This is a genomic window from Burkholderia sp. Ax-1719 (genome assembly GCF_011753055.1).
Taxonomy (GTDB): Bacteria; Pseudomonadota; Gammaproteobacteria; order Burkholderiales; family Burkholderiaceae; genus Paraburkholderia.
The window spans coordinates 631825-648592 of the sequence record NZ_VWWJ01000001.1 but is presented as its reverse complement, the minus strand read 5'-3'; the positions used below and the strand labels follow the sequence as shown (position 1 = coordinate 648592).

Here is a 16768-nt window from a genome sequence, read left to right as displayed (position 1 = left end):
TCGAAGCCGCTGGAGCATTACCGATCCTTCCCTTGCAGACCCGTATTTTTTCGGGCAATCAAGCGGGCAGCGTAACGTAGTGATTCAATGCGCCCGTGAGCTGATGGACGGCCTGGCCCAGATCGTCATCGGCGGGCTTTGAGGTTTGCAGCGGAGTTTGCACTGGCGTTCGCGTCGCGAGCGTTTGTAGCAACTGGGCGGTCGTCGCATCGTAGGCATCGGCTCGCTCGCGATCTGCCGTGCGCGGTTCTTCATCGCGCAGCACTTCGACCACTGCAGCCGTTCCGCAAACGACCCGTAAAGACACGATGACTTCGCGCAGGCGCTCCAACCCCGCCGATCGCCAGCGTCCTTCCAGCAGCAGACGCTCGCGTGCGGTTTCAAGCCGCGTGCTGGCCATTCCCGCTTCCCGTTGCAGACGATCGAGATCGGAAATCGAAACGCTATGCGTGCGCAATGCGGCCGATGCAAAATTCATGTTGGCGGAAATCGCGGCCTTGATCGCCGCATTGAGCACATCGTCGTTACGTCCTGGCCAGAGCAGAAAACTGGCCGCCACGCCCACGCAAGCGCCGATGATTTCATTGAAAAAGCGTGCCGCGATCAAGCCGCCCGTCGGATGAATGAAGTCCGAAATCAGCATGAACATCGGACAGAGAAACACCACGAAAAAGCCGTAGCTCACCAACCGGCAAGCAATCGCCACTGCGGCGAGCGGCAAGATCGCCAGCGTCATTGCGCCGGGACCAGGAAGCGTCGCCAGCAGCGCGGCCGCGATCAATCCGCCAATAATACTGCCGCATGCGCGCTCCAGAATGCGCAGCCACGTGTTCGACGCAATGGGTTGCGTGACAATGATGGCCGCGAGTGCGCCCCAATAGGCAAGCGCTACATTCAGCCACGTGCCAATCGCAAATGCGACGACCGTTGCGAGCGCAACTCTTATCGCATGACGCCAGACCAGCGTGTCGATGCCAGGCGTGGCAGGCGCGGGCGCGACCGGTATTTGTCCGCTGCCGGCGTCCGGCACGGCGTCGCGTGCGGAAAGGCGCACCACCGCGTTCGCCGCGAATTTCACGCAACGTGCGATCCCATTGTCCTGCTTCGCGGTCTCCTGCAAGAGCGCTGTCGATTGCGCAACCAGCGCATCGGGCAGCGGACCATCCAGCAGGGGATGATCGCCCAGCGCCAGCAGAAGTTGCTGCAACGCTTGCAGCAAGCGGCGCGAGGGCTCGCTCGCTGCGGCTGACGCATTGCGGCGCGTCTGGCCGATGGCAATCAGCGCGGAAAAGATTCTGCCAGCCGCATCGATATACGCGCCCAGCCGCAATCCATTACAGGTGTCGAGCGCCGCCAGCGCGCGCCCCCGTTCGATCGACATGCGCACGCCTCTGCGGTGGACGAGATCGAAGGTCTGCCAGGCATCGGCTTGAGGACTGGACTCCAGCATGTTGACGAACGCGGCCATACTCTCCAGCCTGCCGAAGATCGCCGCCAGCATGAGATTGCCGGATTGCCGAAAGGGAATCGGCACGAGGAACACACAGAACAGCATGGCCCACACGGAGCCCAGCAAGAAGTAGCCGCCCAGTTCGAGCGCGCCCGCCAAAGGACGAGCCGAGGCAATGCCGATTACAACCGCCAGCGAAGCAATGAACCCCGCCTGGGCAGGCATCGGTCCCAATGCGGCTTTGTAGCTTCGCGTCAGTCCGCACAGGAATACGAGTGCGAACAGTATGACCAGACGCGCCATATAGCCCCAATTCGCGCCCCAAGAAGCGAGCGTCAGGACCACGACGCCCATCACCGTGAAATTGACCATTGCCTTCAGGCGCGCGGCCTTGCCGCCCTGCGGGTCGCACAGACAGTTCCAGAAAGCCGCCACTGCGCCCAGCGCAATTTCGGGTCGCGCCAACAGCGTTGCGGCGACCATCAGCGGCGCCATCGCCAGCGCTGCGCGTACGCCCTCGGCAATGCCCACGCGCTCGGGGGTGACGGCAAACACGTGACCTTCCGCCCTGAAGGTGCTGCGGCTGACAACCGATACCAGTTTGGCGAGGCTGTACATGGCGTTTGCGCGTTGCGCAGGTGTTGAGCTAGTCGAACTGTACAAGTGCGGCGGGAAACGGGGCGTCGGCGTGCCGCAGGATCGATTGGCTTTGATACGACGAATCCTCCGGCTAGCCGTCCTTTAACGCCAATCCGATGATGCACACCGCTATTTCCCCCACACGAAATACGTAGCAGAAATACTTCGAAGCGATTCGTTGACCGCGCCGCGACTCGCCACGCATCATGCGCGTTCGCCGTGCATGCACGCTTGAGCAAACTCCTTCTGGGCCACATTACGATGTCGAATTCCCTGCACGATCGCCGGGGCGCGAATGACACGCGCCGTCTGCTTCTCAAAGCCGGCGCGGCCGGCGCTTTGCGCGGCGTGACCGCGACGGCGGGTGCGCTCGCAGCTGCGCTTGGCAGCACCGCGGCGCGTGCGGACGACAGCAAGGTTCTGCGCGTGGGCTATCAGAAGTATGGAAACTTCGTGGTCCTGAAATCGCAGAAGACGCTGGAGAAGCGGCTGGCTTCCTCCGGCGTGAGTGTGCAGTGGCTTGAATTCCCGGGCGGCCCGCAATTGCTCGAAGGTCTCAATGCAGGCGCTGTCGATGTGGGCACCGTGGGCGAAACGCCGCCGATCTTCGCGCAGGCGGGCGGGGTCGACTTCGTCTATATCGGCAGCGAGCCGCCCGCGCCGCGCGCCGAAGCCATCGTCGTGCAGCACGATTCGCCGATCCGCAGCGTGGCTGAACTGCGCGGCAAACGCGTGGCGCTCAATCGCGGTTCGAACGTGCACTATCTGCTGGTGGAAGCGCTCAAAAAGGCCAATCTGCGCTACGAAGATATCCAGCCCGTCTATCTCGCGCCCGCCGATGCACGCGCCGCCTTCACGAGCAACAGCGTGGACGCCTGGGCAATCTGGGACCCCTACTTCGCCGCCATCGAGCGCCAGGCCAATGCGCGCGTGATCGCCACCGGCGAAGGCCTCGTGAACAACACGCAGTACTATCTCGCGGGCCGCAAATTCGCAGCCGCACATGCACCTGTGGTGCATGCGCTGCTCGACGAAATTGCCGCCGTGGATAACTATGCGCGCGCCAATATCCGTGGCGTCGCGGCGCAGCTCTCGCCGCTGGTGGGACTCGACGCCGGTACGCTTGAAGTCGCGCTCAAACGCACGACGTTCGGCGTGCGTCCGCTCGATCAGGCCACCTTCGCGTATCAGCAACAGATCGCCGACACCTTCACCGATCTCAAGCTGATTCCGAAGAAGCTGGTCGTCGCCGATGCACGTTGGGACGCTGCCTGATTCTTTGTCCGTCGCTCAGGATTTGACGCGCGGAAAACGCGCGTTTTCTTCGAGCGAGTCGAGATCCAGATGACTGCGGATATAGCGCTCGCTCGCGGCTGCGCGCGGCTGCCAGTCCCAATGTTCGATGCGACCGTGGCGTGTGGCGCGAAAATGGAAACTGCGGCGACGCTGGCTTGCGAGCACGGCCTCGTGCAGGGCATCGAGATTCCATCGGCGCGCCACTTCCGCGCGGAATTCCGCACAGCGTTGCTCATGCGCAGGATCGCCCGCGAGATTGCGCAACTCCAGCGGATCGTCGCGCAGATCGAATAGTTGCTCCGGGTCCACTGGCGAAAAGAGGTACTTGTAGCGCTCGCGGCGGATCATCACGATTGGCGCGAGCGCACCCTCGCCCAGATATTCGCCGATGGCTTCGTCATGTGCGCGTGATCCCGATTGCGCTTGCAGATGCGGCACAAGGCTGCGTCCATCGATCGCATCAGGCCATGCACTGCGGCGCTCGCCCGTGGCCATTTCCACCAGCGTGGGCAGCAGATCGACATGCGAAACCGAAGCCTTCACGCGCGCGGGTTCGAAACGCCCCGGCGCATGCACGACCAGCGGCACGCGCGCGGCGCCCTCAAAAAACGTCATCTTGTACCAGAGACCACGCTCGCCCAGCATGTCGCCGTGATCGGCGGTGAAGATCACGATGGTGTTATCGGCGAGACCGGTGGCGTTTAGCGTGTCGAGAATGGCGCCAAATTGCGCGTCCAGATAAGCAAGCGAGCCGTAATAAGCGCGACGCGCGCGACGCACGTGATCGGCAGTAATGGGCTCGCGATCGATTTCGCACGCTTCGCGCAGACGGCGCGAATGCGGGTCGCTTTCCTCATAGCCGAGCGTCACATTCGGTAAATCGATCTCCTCGCCTTCATAAAGATCCCAGTATTCATGCGTAATCGCATAAGGATCGTGCGGGTGTGTAAACGACGCCACCGTCATGAACGGCCGCGCGTCCTTGCCGCTTGCCTGGTCGCGCGCAACGTCGAACAGATGCTGGCGCACCGTATAGCCCACTTCGTCGTCGAAATCGAGCTGGTTCGTGCGCACGCACGGCCCCGCGTCGAACACGGAACTCATGTTGTGATACCAGCTCTGGCGGCGCTGCGGATCGGACCAGTCGGGCACCCAGCCGAAATCGGCGGGATAGATGTCGGTGGTGAGACGGGTTTCGAAGCCGTGCAACTGATCGGGACCGCAGAAATGCATCTTGCCCGAGAGCGCCGTGCGGTAGCCTGCTTCGCGCAGATAGTGCGCGAACGTCAACGTCTGCGCCGGCAGTTCCGCCGCGTTGTCATACGCGCCGATACGCGAGGGCAGGCTGCCCGCCATCAGCGCATAGCGCGAGGGCGCGCACAAGGGGCTCGCGCAGTAGGCGGAATCGAACACAACGCCGTCGCGTGCGAGCGCGTCGATATGCGGCGTTTTCGATACCGTGTTGCCGTAGGCGCGCAGCGCAGCGGGCGTGACCTGATCGCCCATCAGGATAAGGATATTCGGTTTCGCGTTATGAGCCATGAGCGGGCGTCGATAGAATGAACGATTACGATTGCAGGACGCGCGCTGCGGCTGATCTTGTTGCCGATGCAGCATCGCGTCGTCTGTTCCTGTGACACCTTAGGTCAGCGGGCACGACGGCGTGAACCCCTTGCGCGCTTATGAGGACATAAGCAATGGAGATCGACGCATACATGAGCGCCGCCCGCTGCGCATTACCGGATGCCCCATGAATATCGCCATCGACATGACCGCGAATCTCGCCCAGCCTTTGCGCACCGCGCGCGCCACGGCGCAAGACCGTCTGCCGCCCATGCAGGCGCTGCTCGCGTTCGAATCGGCGGCGCGGCTCAAGAGCTTTACCGCCGCTGCACGCGAACTGGGCACCACGCAGCCGGCTGTGAGCCAGCGCATCGTGCAGCTTGAGGCCGATCTGGGCGCGCCGCTCTTCGCGCGCGGCCATCGCGGCGTGACGCTGACCGCCGAAGGCGAACGGCTCTTCGATACCGTGCGCACGAGCCTGGACACCATTCGCACCACCGCTGCCGGAATTCGCGCGAGCCGCACCGACAACGCGCTGACGATACTCACCGATCCCGGTTTCGCGGCCTACTGGCTGATGCCGCGCCTGGCGTCTCTCAAACATGCGATGCCCACGCTCGACGTCAATATCGTCACCTCGCAGGCCGTCTACGATCCGCAGCACGATCGCGCCGACGTGGCCATTGCATTCGGCGATGGCAACTGGAAGCCGTGCACGTCCACCCGCCTGTTTGCGGAACAGGTCACGCCGGTGTGCTCGCCCGCTTTCGCGCAGGCACATCGCGGGGTTGCACAGCCGGGCGATCTGGCCGCCTTGCCCCTGCTGCACGTTCATGCTCCGCAACCTTCGCGCTGGCTCTCTTGGGATGCGTGGTTTGCGGCACACGCGCTGCCGCCGCCCGAAGCATCGTGCAGCGCCACGTTCAACAGCTATTCGCTGGTGATTCAGGCTGCGCTTCTAGGGCATGGCGTGGCACTGGGATGGACGCCGCTCGTCGACGATCTGATCGACAAAGGTCTGCTGGTGCATCTGCTCGATGCGCCCGTCTCCACCGAGCGCGGCTACTTTCTCGTGCGCCCGCCTGCGCGCCCGGAAGCGCCCGCGGTGCAGCGCTTCAGGCGCTGGCTGTTCAGCGTCTGCGAAACCGAAGCGCTTGCATAAGCCCCCGTTATGACCGAATAACGGGGCGGTGTCTTCACGGGCGCAACACCCGTGGGCGATAGTGGCGGCTCGCATCACAGCACGGCCACGCACAATAGTTCGGATTGCAAATCACTCATTGGAATACGCTTATTCCATGCACTGATAAAGCCGTTCGATATACCGCGATGGCGTTCCGGCCCACCCACGCGCCCACATCATGCAAACAAGAAAAACGATTCCTTTCTCGCCCGCTCTACGCGGCATGGCTGCCCTGCTGGCACTCTCCTGCGCGCCGCTCGCTCACGCGCAAAGCAGCGTAACGCTTTACGGCATTCTCGATGCAGGCGTGACTTACGTGAGCAATAGCGGCGGCTCGCATCTGGTCGAATTCGGCGATGGCGTGTCCTATGGCAACCGCTGGGGCATCAAAGGCACCGAAGACCTGGGCGGCGGCCTTTCAGCGGTATTCGTGCTGGAAAGCGGCTTTCATCTGGGCAATGGTCAGCTCGGCTTTGGTGGCGCGGAATTCGGCCGCCAGGCCTATGTGGGATTGTCGAATCAATGGGGCACGCTGTCGTTCGGCGACCAGCTCGATATGACGGCGGAAATGGCCTACGCCTACAACATTTCCGCATGGGGCAGCGGCTATGCCATTCACCAAGGCGACTTCGACCGCTTCAATGGCGATCGCCTGCCGAATTCGGTCAAATTTCTCTCGAAGGATTTTGGCGGTTTTACGTTCGGCGGCATGTGGTCGTTCGGCAACGTGGCAGGCAACTTCCACGAGAACAGCGCCTATAGCGTAGGGGCGCATTTCGTGCGCGGCGGCTTCACGATAGGCGCGGCGTATACGCAGTTGAACAATCCCAGCGGCATCTACGCATTCGACCCTTACGCGATGATCGGCACGCGCACGTTCCTGGGTCAACCGACCGTGAGCGTGAACGCCGCCACCGGCGCGGTCACCGATCTCTACTCCAGCAGCAGTTTCCCGGTCGATCGTCAGGGCACTTTCGGCGTGGGCACAAGTTACGCAATCGGCACCGTCACGCTGATGGGCAACTACACCTATACGACCATCAAAGCCTTCGGAAACAGTTCGCATATGCAGGTTGCGGAAGGCGGCGCGGACTGGCAGATCACGCCCGCCTTCAGCGCGATCGGCGGCTACCAGTACACGCACTTCGAGGGGCATCACTGGAACCAGCTTTCGGCGGGCCTGCATTATCTGCTGTCCAAGCGCACCGATGTCTATATCTCGGGCGACTGGCTCAAGGCCTCGCAAGGTGTGGATGCCGTGATCGGCTATAGCTTCGCGCCGTCGAGCACGTCCACGCAGGCCGATGTCCGTATCGGCATGCGTCATTCGTTCTAACGCGCCAGCGCATATGCAATGCAGGTTTGCTTCGTTCGTGGCGCGCTACACCGACGCTAAGCTGTCCACATCTCTTATCGAACAACACCACGAACAACACCGCGATCGACATCCGCAAACAACATACGGGACGCTATCAAACATGAAACTCAAACGACTCATTCAGGCCGTCGCCGCGCCTGCTGCGCTCGCCCTCATCGTCGCGCACGGCACGGCTGCACGCGCGGAAACCGTCAATATTGCCTATCAGTACGGCGCAGATCCCGCCAAGCTCGCGCAGGCCAGCGCCGCATACGAAAAGGCCACGGGCTGGACCATCAACTGGCGACGCTTCGACACCGGTGCAGATATCGTAGCCGCGCTGGCTTCCGGCGACATCCAGATCGGCGATGTGGGTTCGAGCCCGTTTGCCGCCGCGGTGAGCCGTGGCGTGCCGGTCGAGGCCGTTGTCCTCAATGCGCTCACGGGCGGCTCGGAAGCGCTCGTCGTGCGCAACAGCGCCCATATCGAGAAGCCGCAGGATCTGATCGGCAAGACCATCGCCACACCGTTCGTGTCGACTGCGCATTACAGCCTGCTCGCCGCGCTCAAGCATTGGGGCATCAAGCCGGATCAGGTGCATATCGTCAATCTGGGGCCGACCGAAACGGTCGCGGCCTGGTCGCGCGGCGAGATCGATGCGGCCTATACGTGGGATCCGGCGCTCGGCAAGGCGCGCGAAAGCGGTCACGTACTGGTGGATTCCGCGCAGGTCGGAAAATGGGGCTCACCGACCTTCGATATCTGGGCTGTGCGCAAGGATTTCGCGCAGGCGCACCCTGATTTCGTGCAGAAGTTCGTGGGCGTGACGCTCAGCGCGATTTCGGACTATCGCGCCAACGGCAAGTCGTGGACGCCTGCTTCTTCGCAGGTGGCGGCCATCGCGAAGCTCTCCGGCGCCAGTCCTGCCGACGTACCGCAACTGCTCGCGGGCAATCAGTATCCCGATGCAGCGGAACAGCGCTCTCCGGCGCTGCTCGGCGGCGGCACTGCGAAGGCTGTGGCTGCGACCGCGCACTTCCTGGAAGAACAGAAGAAGATCGATCAGGCGCTGCCCGATTACAGCGCGTCGGTCACACCGCGCTATGTCGCCGCGGCCAGGTAATTCGGTGTACGTATGAATGGCGCGCCTCGCGCGCGCCCAGGGAGTCGAATATGGCGGAACTGAAAGCAGAACGCGTTAGCGTCGTGTACGAAAGTGCACGCGGCGCGCTCACGGCGTTGCAGGATGTGTCGGTGTCGATAAAAAGCGGCGAGATCGTGGTGGCGCTCGGCGCATCGGGCTGCGGCAAAAGCACCTTGCTTTCGCTGCTCGCCGGCTTCCAGCAGCCCACGTCAGGTACGGTCACGCTGGACGGTGCGAGCGTCGACGGACCGCATGCAAGCCGCGGCGTCGTCTTCCAGGACGACGCGCTGATGCCGTGGCTCAACGTGATCGACAACGTTTCGTTCGGGCTGCGCATGCAAGGCGCGAGCCGCGCCCAACGCGAACGTCGCGCGGCCGAAGTGCTCGATCTGGTGAAGCTCGGCGGATTCGAGCGTCACCGCATCGGCGAGATTTCGGGCGGTATGCGCCAGCGCGTCGGTCTCGCACGCGCACTGGCCGCCGATCCGGCTTTTCTGCTGATGGACGAACCGCTGGGCGCGCTCGATGCGCTCACGCGCGAGCGCATGCAAAGCCTGTTGCTCGATGTGTGGAAGCAAACCAGCAAGGGCATTTTTCTCATCACGCACAGCATTGAAGAAGCCGTGCTGCTGTCGACCGAATTGCTGATTCTCTCGCCCCGCCCTGGCCGCGTGGTCGCGCGGCATCGGCTCGATTTCGCGCGCCGTTATGCGCAAGGGGAATCGCTGCGCTCGATCCGCAGCGACCCGGCATTCACCGCCATCCATCTGGAATTGCTCGACCAGTTGATGCGCGAAACCGAAGGAGCCTGATATGGCGCTCAACGACTCCCCCACCGCGACGCTTGCCGCTGGCGCTGCGCCTCAGGAAACCGGCGCGCGGCCGCGGGCGCGCAACGATGCACCGCGATTTCACGCCGGCCACGCCGCCACTGCAGCGACGCTCGGCTCACTACTGGCGCTCTGGTGGCTCGCCAGCCATCTGCAATGGCTGCCGCCGGTATTGCTGCCCACGCCCGAGGCCGTGTTGCGCAAACTCGTGCGGCTCTATACCGACGGCTTCGACGATGCCACGCTCACGCAGCATCTCGCCGCCAGTCTCTCGCGCATCGCGCTGGCATTCGCGCTTGCGCTTGTCACCGCGATTCCGGCTGGCATCGCCATCGCCACGAGCCGCATCGCGCGCGGCGTGCTCGATCCCATCATCGAGTTCTATCGGCCTGTGCCGCCGCTCGCCTATCTGCCGTTGATGGTGATCTGGTTCGGCATCGGCGAATTGTCGAAAGTACTCCTGATCTATTTCACGATCTTCGCGCCGCTGACGATCGCCACGGCTGCCGGAGCGAATCGCGTGGCGAAGAGCCGTCTGCTCGCGGCGCAATCACTGGGCGCGACGCGCTTCCAGTTGCTTGCGCATGTGGTACTGCCCAGCGCGCTGCCGGAAATCCTCACCGGCGTGCGCATCGCGCTGGGCGCGGGCTGGTCCACGCTGGTAGCCGCCGAACTGATTGCCGCCACCCGTGGTCTGGGATTCATGGTGTATTCCGCGTCGCGTTTTCTCGTCACCGATGTAGTGATTGCCGGCATCCTGTTGATCGGCGCGATTGCACTCGTGCTGGAACTGGGACTGCGCGCGCTGCAGCGCAAGCTCACCCCATGGCACGCTGAAGGCTGAAGACAGACCCATCGCTCTCATTCCCCTCCCGCGCGCGACGTAAAACTCGCGCGCGCGTCGCTTCATATCCTTCCCAGTATTGCTTGGTTGCCCCGGAACAGGACGAGTCCTAGTCTGGTCTTTTCACCGCTCTGGAGAGACCTCGCCATGTCCTTGCCGCTCGACCACGTCGTCATTCGCGTTGCCGATCTCGAACAGGCTATCGCCGATTTCAGCGAGACCGGCTTCACCGTGCAGCGCGGCGGCATCCATGCGGACGGCGCCACGCATCATGCGTTGATTGGCTTCGACGATGGGCGCTTTCTCGACCTCGCGGCTGCATTGCCTGGATTGCGCCATGCGCGCGAATCGCGATTGCCACGAGGCGTTACATCGCTAGCTGAGGGTTTCAGCGATTTCGCTTTGCTCTCTACGACGATAACGGATTCCATCGACGCCGCGCGCACGCGCGGGCTGCACTACGAAGGCCCGATTCCTGGCGGGCGCATCCGCCCCGATGGCACCCGCATCGAATGGCAAACCGCCGATCCCGCTACACGCGATCTACCCTTGCTATGCAGCGATCTCACGCCGCGGTTTTTGCGCGTGGCCGTGGGCGACGCGCGGCGGCATGCGAATGGCGCGCTGGGTATCGCCAGCGTGGCAATCGTCGTGAGGGATCTGGAGGCGAGCATCAAGCGCTATCGGGCGCTGCTTGGTGGCGAGTTCGATGCACATGTGGTGGCGTTGCCGAGTCACGCTGTGCGGCTCGCGACCTTTGCCAGTGGCACGGCTACGCTGGTTCTGCTTGCGCCGCGCGGCGCGCCGGAGCAGGACGACGACGATACGCTGGCCGCCGATCTACGCGCCTTCCTGGCCGCCAGCGGCGAAGGCGTGTTTGGCGTAACACTTGCTACGGCGCACCCGAGTCATGCCCGGAAGTTGTCGCGCGCGCTTACGCATGGGGCATCGCTGGAGCTGGTTGCTTGATCAGGATAGCGAACTGAAAATGAACAATAAAAAAGCCGGGAAATCTCCCGGCTTTTCTGTATGTTGGCAACGTTGGGATCAGAACCCGAGTTCTGGCCCACCGGGCGCACCACCCGCCGTCGCCGCCGCAGGCCTGGGTGCTTCATGCACCGTCGCATCCGTCGTCAGCAGCAGCCCCGCCACCGAAGCCGCGTTCTGCAGCGCCGTGCGCGTCACCTTGGTCGGATCGAGCACGCCTTTTTCCACCAGATCGCCATACTGCCCCGTCGCCGCATCATAGCCAAAATTGCCCGAGCCTTCCGCGACTTTCGCCGCCACCACGCTTGCTTCTTCGCCCGCGTTGGTCACGATCTGGCGCAACGGTTCTTCCAGCGCACGCAGCACGATCTTCACGCCCGCCGTCTGATCGGCATTGATGCCCTTGAGGTCGAGAATCGCCTGACGCACGCGGATCAGCGCGACGCCGCCGCCCGGAACGATGCCCTCTTCCACTGCCGCGCGCGTTGCATGCAGCGCGTCATCCACGCGGTCTTTCTTTTCCTTCACTTCGATTTCGGTTGCGCCGCCTACCTTGATGACGGCCACGCCGCCCGCCAGTTTCGCCACGCGTTCCTGCAACTTCTCGCGATCGTAGTCGGAAGTCGCTTCTTCGATCTGCAGGCGAATCTGCTTCACGCGCGCTTCGATCGCCACAGCTTCGCCTGCGCCGTCGATCACCGTGGTGTTCTCTTTGCCCACCTCGATGCGTTTGGCCTGACCCAGTTCCGCAAGCGTGGCTTTTTCGAGCGTGAGGCCGGTTTCCTCGGCGATCACCTGGCCGCCCGTGAGAATGGCGATATCTTCGAGCAACGCCTTGCGACGGTCGCCAAAGCCCGGCGCTTTCACCGCCACGGTCTTGAGCACGCCGCGAATGTTGTTGACGACGAGCGTGGCCAGCGCCTCGCCTTCGATATCCTCGGCGATCAGCAGCAGCGGACGCCCTGCCTTCGCCACCTGCTCCAGCACCGGCAGCAGATCGCGGATATTCGAAATCTTTTTGTCGAACAGCAGGATGAACGGATTGTCGAGTTCGGCGATCTGCTTGTCCTGGTTGTTGATGAAATACGGCGAGAGATAGCCGCGATCGAATTGCAGCCCTTCCACCACGTCGAGTTCGTCCGCAAGCGACTTGCCGTCTTCCACGGTAATCACGCCTTCCTTGCCCACGCGGTCGATGGCTTCCGCAATGCGCTGGCCAATCGATTCCTCGCCATTGGCCGAGATAGTCGCAACCTGTGCGATCTCCTTGCTCGTGGTGGTCGGCTTGCTGATCTTTTTGAGTTCCTCGATAGCGGCCGTCACGGCCTTATCGATACCGCGCTTCAGATCGAGCGGGTTCAGGCCTGCCGCCACGTATTTCTGCCCTTCGCGCACGATGGCCTGCGCGAGCACGGTGGCCGTGGTCGTGCCGTCGCCGGCGGCGTCGCTGGTTTTCGAGGCGACTTCCTTGACGATCTGCGCGCCGATATTCTGGAGCTTGTCAGCCAGTTCCACTTCCTTCGCTACCGACACGCCGTCCTTGGTGACAATGGGTGCGCCAAAGCTGCGTTCGAGCACGACATTGCGGCCCTTGGGACCGAGCGTGACCTTGACGGCGTCGGCGAGAATATTGACGCCTTCGATCAGTTTGGTGCGGGCGATATCGCCAAATACGATTTCTTTGGATGCCATGATGGTTGCCTCTCAGGCGCTAAAACAGCGTTATTGATTCACGACGGCGACGATGTCTTCTTCGCGCAGCACGAGTAATTCATTGCCATCGACTTTCACGGTCTGGCCTGCGTATTTGCCGAACAGCACGCGATCGCCCACGCTCAGGTCCGGGGCGATGCGGCGGCCGTCGTTGTCGCGTCGGCCCGGTCCCACGGCGAGCACTTCGCCCTGGTCGGGTTTTTCGGCGGCGCTATCGGGAATCACAATGCCCGATGCGGTGCGGGTTTCCTGGTCGAGGCGTTTGACGATCACGCGATCGTGCAATGGGCGCAGGCTCATGGGCGTCTTTCCTTTTGCTATTGCGGCTTGTGTGTCAATCTTTGTCGATCTCTGGCACTCGTCTCATTCGAGTGCTGATCGGAAAGCCGAGTATAGGAAGACGCCGCGCCGCGCTCCAATAACGGATTGGCACAACGATATGAGCGATGTATGGGCTATCGATATCGCACCGGGCGATTAAAACTGTGCCGGCAGATTCTCCTGCATATAAATCGAAATGGGCGTCTGCAAGGGCAGCCCCGATGGCGTGCCGCGGTTGTAGTGACCCAATATGACTTCCACCGCGCGCACGGCCTCCACAAACGGGCTTTGATCGAGCACGGCGTCCATGACGCCCTCGATCAGCAACGCGCGGCTCACCGGCGTAAGTTCATGACCGATCAGCACGGTTTCCTGCTCACGTTTCAGGGCCTTGAGCGCGCGCGCTACGCCTTCGTCGCCCACGGAGATGTTGTAGATGCCGCGCAATTGCGGATATCTGGAGAAGGCATCGCGCGTGAGGCGTTCGGTCGAACGCGCGTCCTCGCGGCTTTCAACGGTCGCCACCACGTCGCATGAGGGAAAGCGCCGTCGCAGCACGGAGCGAAACGCGCCGTCACGCTCTTCATGGCCCAGATAGGTGCGCAACCCTGCGATCACCACGATCTGCCCGCCTTCGCGGCCCACGAAGCGGCCCATCAGTTCGCCCGCGATGCGCCCGGCGCAGCGATTGTCCAGCCCCACGTACGCCAGCCGCCCGCTATCGGGCAGATCGCTCGCCACCGTCACCACGGGCATTTTCTTCGCCACGCGCGCAACCGCATCGACCACCAGTGGATGTTCGTACGCTACGACGATCATCGCGTCCGCTTTCTGCGCGGCGCGCTCAATCACGCGCGCAAGCGAATGCGCTTCAAGGTCTTCGAAGAAGGTCACGCTGCACAGCACGCGCCAGGTTTCGAAAGTCTTCTGCGCCAGTTCGAAACCCTGTTGCAGCGCCGCGTAATAAGGCGAGGCCGAAGCCGGGTTCTGCGTGACGATGGCGATGCGCAGCCAGCGCACCGAGACCTCGTGCAATGCGCGGTCGATCTTGAGCTGGCGCGCCGCGTCCAGCACGCTCGCCTCCTTGGCGCGCGACACGCCGCCGCGCCCGTTCAGCACCCGCTCCACGGTGGCGTAACTCACGCCTGCCGCCTTCGCTACGTCCTCCATGGTGGGCTTTCTTCTTGCCGTCATGCACACCCCAAGGTCATGAGTGAGGATCGGGAGATTGAGGAAAAGTCCTCAAGAATCCGTTTGAGAGCCGCAATTCCATCAACTACATTCTATTCGTCATTCGCAGCCCGACGCTGCAAGAAATAGCGATGACGGCACACGACAAAACCCAGGAGACAGCATCATGAACAGGAACGGTTCAGGCCGCGCCCGGCGCTCGCTCGCCGCGCTCACGGCGCTTGCCGCAGTCGCGCTCGGCACGGCATTCGGCGCACTCGATTCGAGCAGCGCGGCGGCGCAGGAGCGCTTCGTGATGGTGAGTCACGGCTCGGATTCGAATGTCTGGTGGAATACCGTCAAGAACGGCATGCGCGACGCGAGCGAGGACTTCAACGTGCCGGTCGATTACCGCAATCCGCCCACGGGCGATACCGGCGACATGGTGCGCATTCTCGAACAGGCCGCCGCACGCAACTATGCGGGCGTGATTACGACGGTGCCCAACTTCGAGATGATCCAGAAAGGCCTGGGCGGCGTGCGAGCCAAGCACATTCCACTCATGACGATCAACGGCGGCCCCGCCGACGGCATGAAACTGGGCGCGATCCTGCACGTCGGGCAGCCCGAATACGAAGCGGGCAAGGCCGCGGGCGAGCGCGCGAAAGCAGCGGGCATCCACAATTTCCTGTGCGTCAATCATGGCGCCGATATTCAGGCACTGTGGGACCGCTGCAAGGGTTTCGCCGATGCGATCGGCGCGGATTACAAAAAATCGACGATGGATAGCGGCGAAGATCCCACCATCATCCAGAGCAAGGTGGCGGCGTATCTGCGCTCGCATCCCGACACGCAGGCGATTCTCGCGCTCGGCCCCGATCAGGCGATGGGTGTGTTGCGCGGCGTGAACGATGCGGGCAAGGCCGGCAAGCTCTACCTCGCGACCTTCGATCTTTCGCCCGATATTCTCAAGGCGATCCAATCTGGGCAGATTGCCTTCGCAATCGATCAGCAGCCCTATTTGCAGGGGTATTTGTCGGTGGCGGCCATGGCGATTGCCGTGCGCGACAAGACCAGTGACCCGGCGCATATCGTCGCTGCGCTCAAGTCCGACAAGAAGGTGGCGGCACGGCTTGACAAATATGGGCTCAAGCCCGTCTATACCGGCTCGACCGTCAGTTCGGGACCGAGTTTCGTCACGCGCGAAAACCTGGCCGTGGTGCAGCAGTACGCCGGTTCGTATCGATAACCTGGAGTCAGACAATGAATATCGACATGCAGTCCTGGTATCGCGTAGACATCGACCGCAAGACGCTCAAGGCGCTTTCCGCCCGCTCGGATGTCCCGGGACTCGTGCAGGCGGGCGGCTTCTTCGCGCTGGTGATCGCGACGGGCGCGCTGGCGTGGTGGTCTCTGGGCACGGTCTGGGCGATCCCGGCCTTCCTGCTCTACGGCACGGTGTTCGCATTCAGCGAGGCCGCCGCGCACGAACTTGGCCACGGCACCGCGTTCAAGACACGCTGGATCAATGAAGCGGTGTACGGGGTCATCTGCTTTATGTCGTGGCGTGAGCAGGTCTACAGCCGCTGGCTGCACGCGAAACACCATACCTATACGCATCTGACCACCGAACGTTATCAGGACCCCGAACTGGCGTTCAAGCGCCCGCTCAGCTACTTGAAGCTGGTGACGGATTTCGTGCGTATCTCGCATGGCATCCAGTTTCTCGGTGCGATCGTGCTGCATAGCTTCGGCATCGTCACGAAAGGCGCAAAAGCGGTCGTGCCCGCCAGCGAATACCGGAAAATGCGCAACAACTCGCGCGTGCTGCTGGCCTGTTATATCGGCGTGTTTGCGTGGGCTTTTTTCGCGCATAGCTGGCTGCCAATTGTGTTTCTGTTCGTGGCGCGCGCTTATGGCACCTGGCTGCACGAGCTGTGCGCGCTGACCCAACACACCGGACTAAAGGAGAACGTGCTCGATCATCGTGTGTCGAGCCGCACCGTGATGCTCAACCCCCTCGTGCGCTTTCTCTACTGGAACATGAATTACCACATCGAACATCACATGTTCCCCAGTGTGCCATTCCATGCCCTGCCACAATTTCATGCGACGGTTGCAGCGCAAATGCCGACGCCTTATGCCGGTTTGTGGCCCGCGTGGCGCGAGATTCTTGCGATCTTTGCGAAACAGCAGCGCGATCCCGAATATGTCGTCGTACGCGAATTGCCGCCAGGTCAGCGCGGCGACGCGGTTGCGTGAATTCAGGAA

14 protein-coding genes are annotated in these 16768 nt (G+C 62.5%); 9 read left to right on the top strand and 5 right to left on the bottom strand.

The annotated features are described in order from the left end of the window. Positions 1 to 58 precede the first annotated feature (58 nt). Complete coding sequence (locus tag F3J17_RS02815; RefSeq protein ID WP_205194595.1) at positions 59 to 2068, bottom strand: FUSC family protein; 2010 nt, start codon at positions 2066 to 2068, stop codon at positions 59 to 61. Positions 2069 to 2350: 282 nt separating this feature from the next. Between F3J17_RS02815 and F3J17_RS02810 the strand changes: the two genes are divergently transcribed. Continuing rightward, positions 2351 to 3364, top strand: a complete 1014-nt coding sequence (locus F3J17_RS02810; protein ID WP_167054462.1) for a sulfonate ABC transporter substrate-binding protein — start codon at positions 2351 to 2353, stop codon at positions 3362 to 3364. Between the two features lie 15 nt (positions 3365 to 3379). On the opposite strand, the gene betC is transcribed toward F3J17_RS02810, so the two are convergent. Next, positions 3380 to 4927: a choline-sulfatase gene (gene betC, locus F3J17_RS02805; protein ID WP_167053547.1), complete on the bottom strand. Its 1548-nt coding sequence runs from the start codon at positions 4925 to 4927 to the stop codon at positions 3380 to 3382. A 226-nt stretch (positions 4928 to 5153) separates the two neighbouring features. Between betC and F3J17_RS02800 the strand changes: the two genes are divergently transcribed. The 6 genes from F3J17_RS02800 (at position 5154) to F3J17_RS02775 (ending at position 11275) form a co-directional block, all read left to right on the top strand. Then, positions 5154 to 6110: a LysR substrate-binding domain-containing protein gene (locus F3J17_RS02800; RefSeq protein WP_240160791.1), complete on the top strand. Its 957-nt coding sequence runs from the start codon at positions 5154 to 5156 to the stop codon at positions 6108 to 6110. 244 nt (positions 6111 to 6354) lie between these two features. Then, positions 6355 to 7467, top strand: coding sequence for a porin (locus F3J17_RS02795; RefSeq protein WP_167054458.1), 1113 nt, complete (start codon positions 6355 to 6357; stop codon positions 7465 to 7467). 142 nt (positions 7468 to 7609) lie between these two features. Further along, complete coding sequence (tauA, locus tag F3J17_RS02790) at positions 7610 to 8611, top strand: taurine ABC transporter substrate-binding protein (RefSeq protein WP_167053545.1); 1002 nt, start codon at positions 7610 to 7612, stop codon at positions 8609 to 8611. A gap of 50 nt (positions 8612 to 8661) precedes the next feature. Beyond that, positions 8662 to 9444 (top strand): ATP-binding cassette domain-containing protein, encoded by a 783-nt coding sequence (locus F3J17_RS02785; protein WP_167053543.1) that lies wholly within the window; start codon positions 8662 to 8664, stop codon positions 9442 to 9444. 1 nt (position 9445) lies between these two features. Beyond that, positions 9446 to 10306 carry a taurine ABC transporter permease TauC gene (gene tauC, locus F3J17_RS02780; RefSeq protein WP_167053541.1) on the top strand — a complete coding sequence of 287 codons (861 nt, stop codon included), beginning with the start codon at positions 9446 to 9448 and terminating at the stop codon, positions 10304 to 10306. Positions 10307 to 10453: 147 nt separating this feature from the next. Beyond that, on the top strand, positions 10454 to 11275 hold the full coding sequence (locus F3J17_RS02775; RefSeq protein ID WP_167053538.1) for a VOC family protein: 822 nt from the start codon (positions 10454 to 10456) through the stop codon (positions 11273 to 11275). Positions 11276 to 11353: 78 nt separating this feature from the next. Here F3J17_RS02775 and groL read toward each other — a convergent pair whose 3' ends face one another. The 3 genes from groL to F3J17_RS02760 all read right to left on the bottom strand — a co-directional run bounded on the left by groL (position 11354) and on the right by F3J17_RS02760 (position 14497). Beyond that, on the bottom strand, positions 11354 to 12985 hold the full coding sequence (gene groL / locus F3J17_RS02770; protein ID WP_167053536.1) for a chaperonin GroEL: 1632 nt from the start codon (positions 12983 to 12985) through the stop codon (positions 11354 to 11356). Positions 12986 to 13015: 30 nt separating this feature from the next. After that, entirely contained in the window at positions 13016 to 13306 is a 291-nt protein-coding gene (locus F3J17_RS02765) for a co-chaperone GroES (protein ID WP_167053534.1), read from the bottom strand. Between the two features lie 177 nt (positions 13307 to 13483). Beyond that, entirely contained in the window at positions 13484 to 14497 is a 1014-nt protein-coding gene (locus F3J17_RS02760) for a LacI family DNA-binding transcriptional regulator (protein ID WP_240160732.1), read from the bottom strand. A gap of 187 nt (positions 14498 to 14684) precedes the next feature. Between F3J17_RS02760 and F3J17_RS02755 the strand changes: the two genes are divergently transcribed. Then, positions 14685 to 15746, top strand: a complete 1062-nt coding sequence (locus F3J17_RS02755; protein WP_205194593.1) for a sugar ABC transporter substrate-binding protein — start codon at positions 14685 to 14687, stop codon at positions 15744 to 15746. 14 nt (positions 15747 to 15760) lie between these two features. After that, positions 15761 to 16759 carry a fatty acid desaturase gene (locus F3J17_RS02750; RefSeq protein WP_167053530.1) on the top strand — a complete coding sequence of 333 codons (999 nt, stop codon included), beginning with the start codon at positions 15761 to 15763 and terminating at the stop codon, positions 16757 to 16759. Positions 16760 to 16768: the final 9 nt, after the last annotated feature.

What these genes read in the sequence shown, in the direction of transcription:
- F3J17_RS02815 (WP_205194595.1), bottom strand. Translation starts at nt 2,068, where the DNA reads ATGTACAGCCTCGCCAAACTGGTATCGGTTGTCAGCCGCAGCACCTTC.
- F3J17_RS02810 (WP_167054462.1), top strand. Translation starts at nt 2,351, where the DNA reads ATGTCGAATTCCCTGCACGATCGCCGGGGCGCGAATGACACGCGCCGT.
- betC (WP_167053547.1), bottom strand. Translation starts at nt 4,927, where the DNA reads ATGGCTCATAACGCGAAACCGAATATCCTTATCCTGATGGGCGATCAG.
- F3J17_RS02800 (WP_240160791.1), top strand. Translation starts at nt 5,154, where the DNA reads ATGACCGCGAATCTCGCCCAGCCTTTGCGCACCGCGCGCGCCACGGCG.
- F3J17_RS02795 (WP_167054458.1), top strand. Translation starts at nt 6,355, where the DNA reads ATGGCTGCCCTGCTGGCACTCTCCTGCGCGCCGCTCGCTCACGCGCAA.
- tauA (WP_167053545.1), top strand. Translation starts at nt 7,610, where the DNA reads ATGAAACTCAAACGACTCATTCAGGCCGTCGCCGCGCCTGCTGCGCTC.
- F3J17_RS02785 (WP_167053543.1), top strand. Translation starts at nt 8,662, where the DNA reads ATGGCGGAACTGAAAGCAGAACGCGTTAGCGTCGTGTACGAAAGTGCA.
- tauC (WP_167053541.1), top strand. Translation starts at nt 9,446, where the DNA reads ATGGCGCTCAACGACTCCCCCACCGCGACGCTTGCCGCTGGCGCTGCG.
- F3J17_RS02775 (WP_167053538.1), top strand. Translation starts at nt 10,454, where the DNA reads ATGTCCTTGCCGCTCGACCACGTCGTCATTCGCGTTGCCGATCTCGAA.
- groL (WP_167053536.1), bottom strand. Translation starts at nt 12,985, where the DNA reads ATGGCATCCAAAGAAATCGTATTTGGCGATATCGCCCGCACCAAACTG.
- F3J17_RS02765 (WP_167053534.1), bottom strand. Translation starts at nt 13,306, where the DNA reads ATGAGCCTGCGCCCATTGCACGATCGCGTGATCGTCAAACGCCTCGAC.
- F3J17_RS02760 (WP_240160732.1), bottom strand. Translation starts at nt 14,497, where the DNA reads ATGGAGGACGTAGCGAAGGCGGCAGGCGTGAGTTACGCCACCGTGGAG.
- F3J17_RS02755 (WP_205194593.1), top strand. Translation starts at nt 14,685, where the DNA reads ATGAACAGGAACGGTTCAGGCCGCGCCCGGCGCTCGCTCGCCGCGCTC.
- F3J17_RS02750 (WP_167053530.1), top strand. Translation starts at nt 15,761, where the DNA reads ATGAATATCGACATGCAGTCCTGGTATCGCGTAGACATCGACCGCAAG.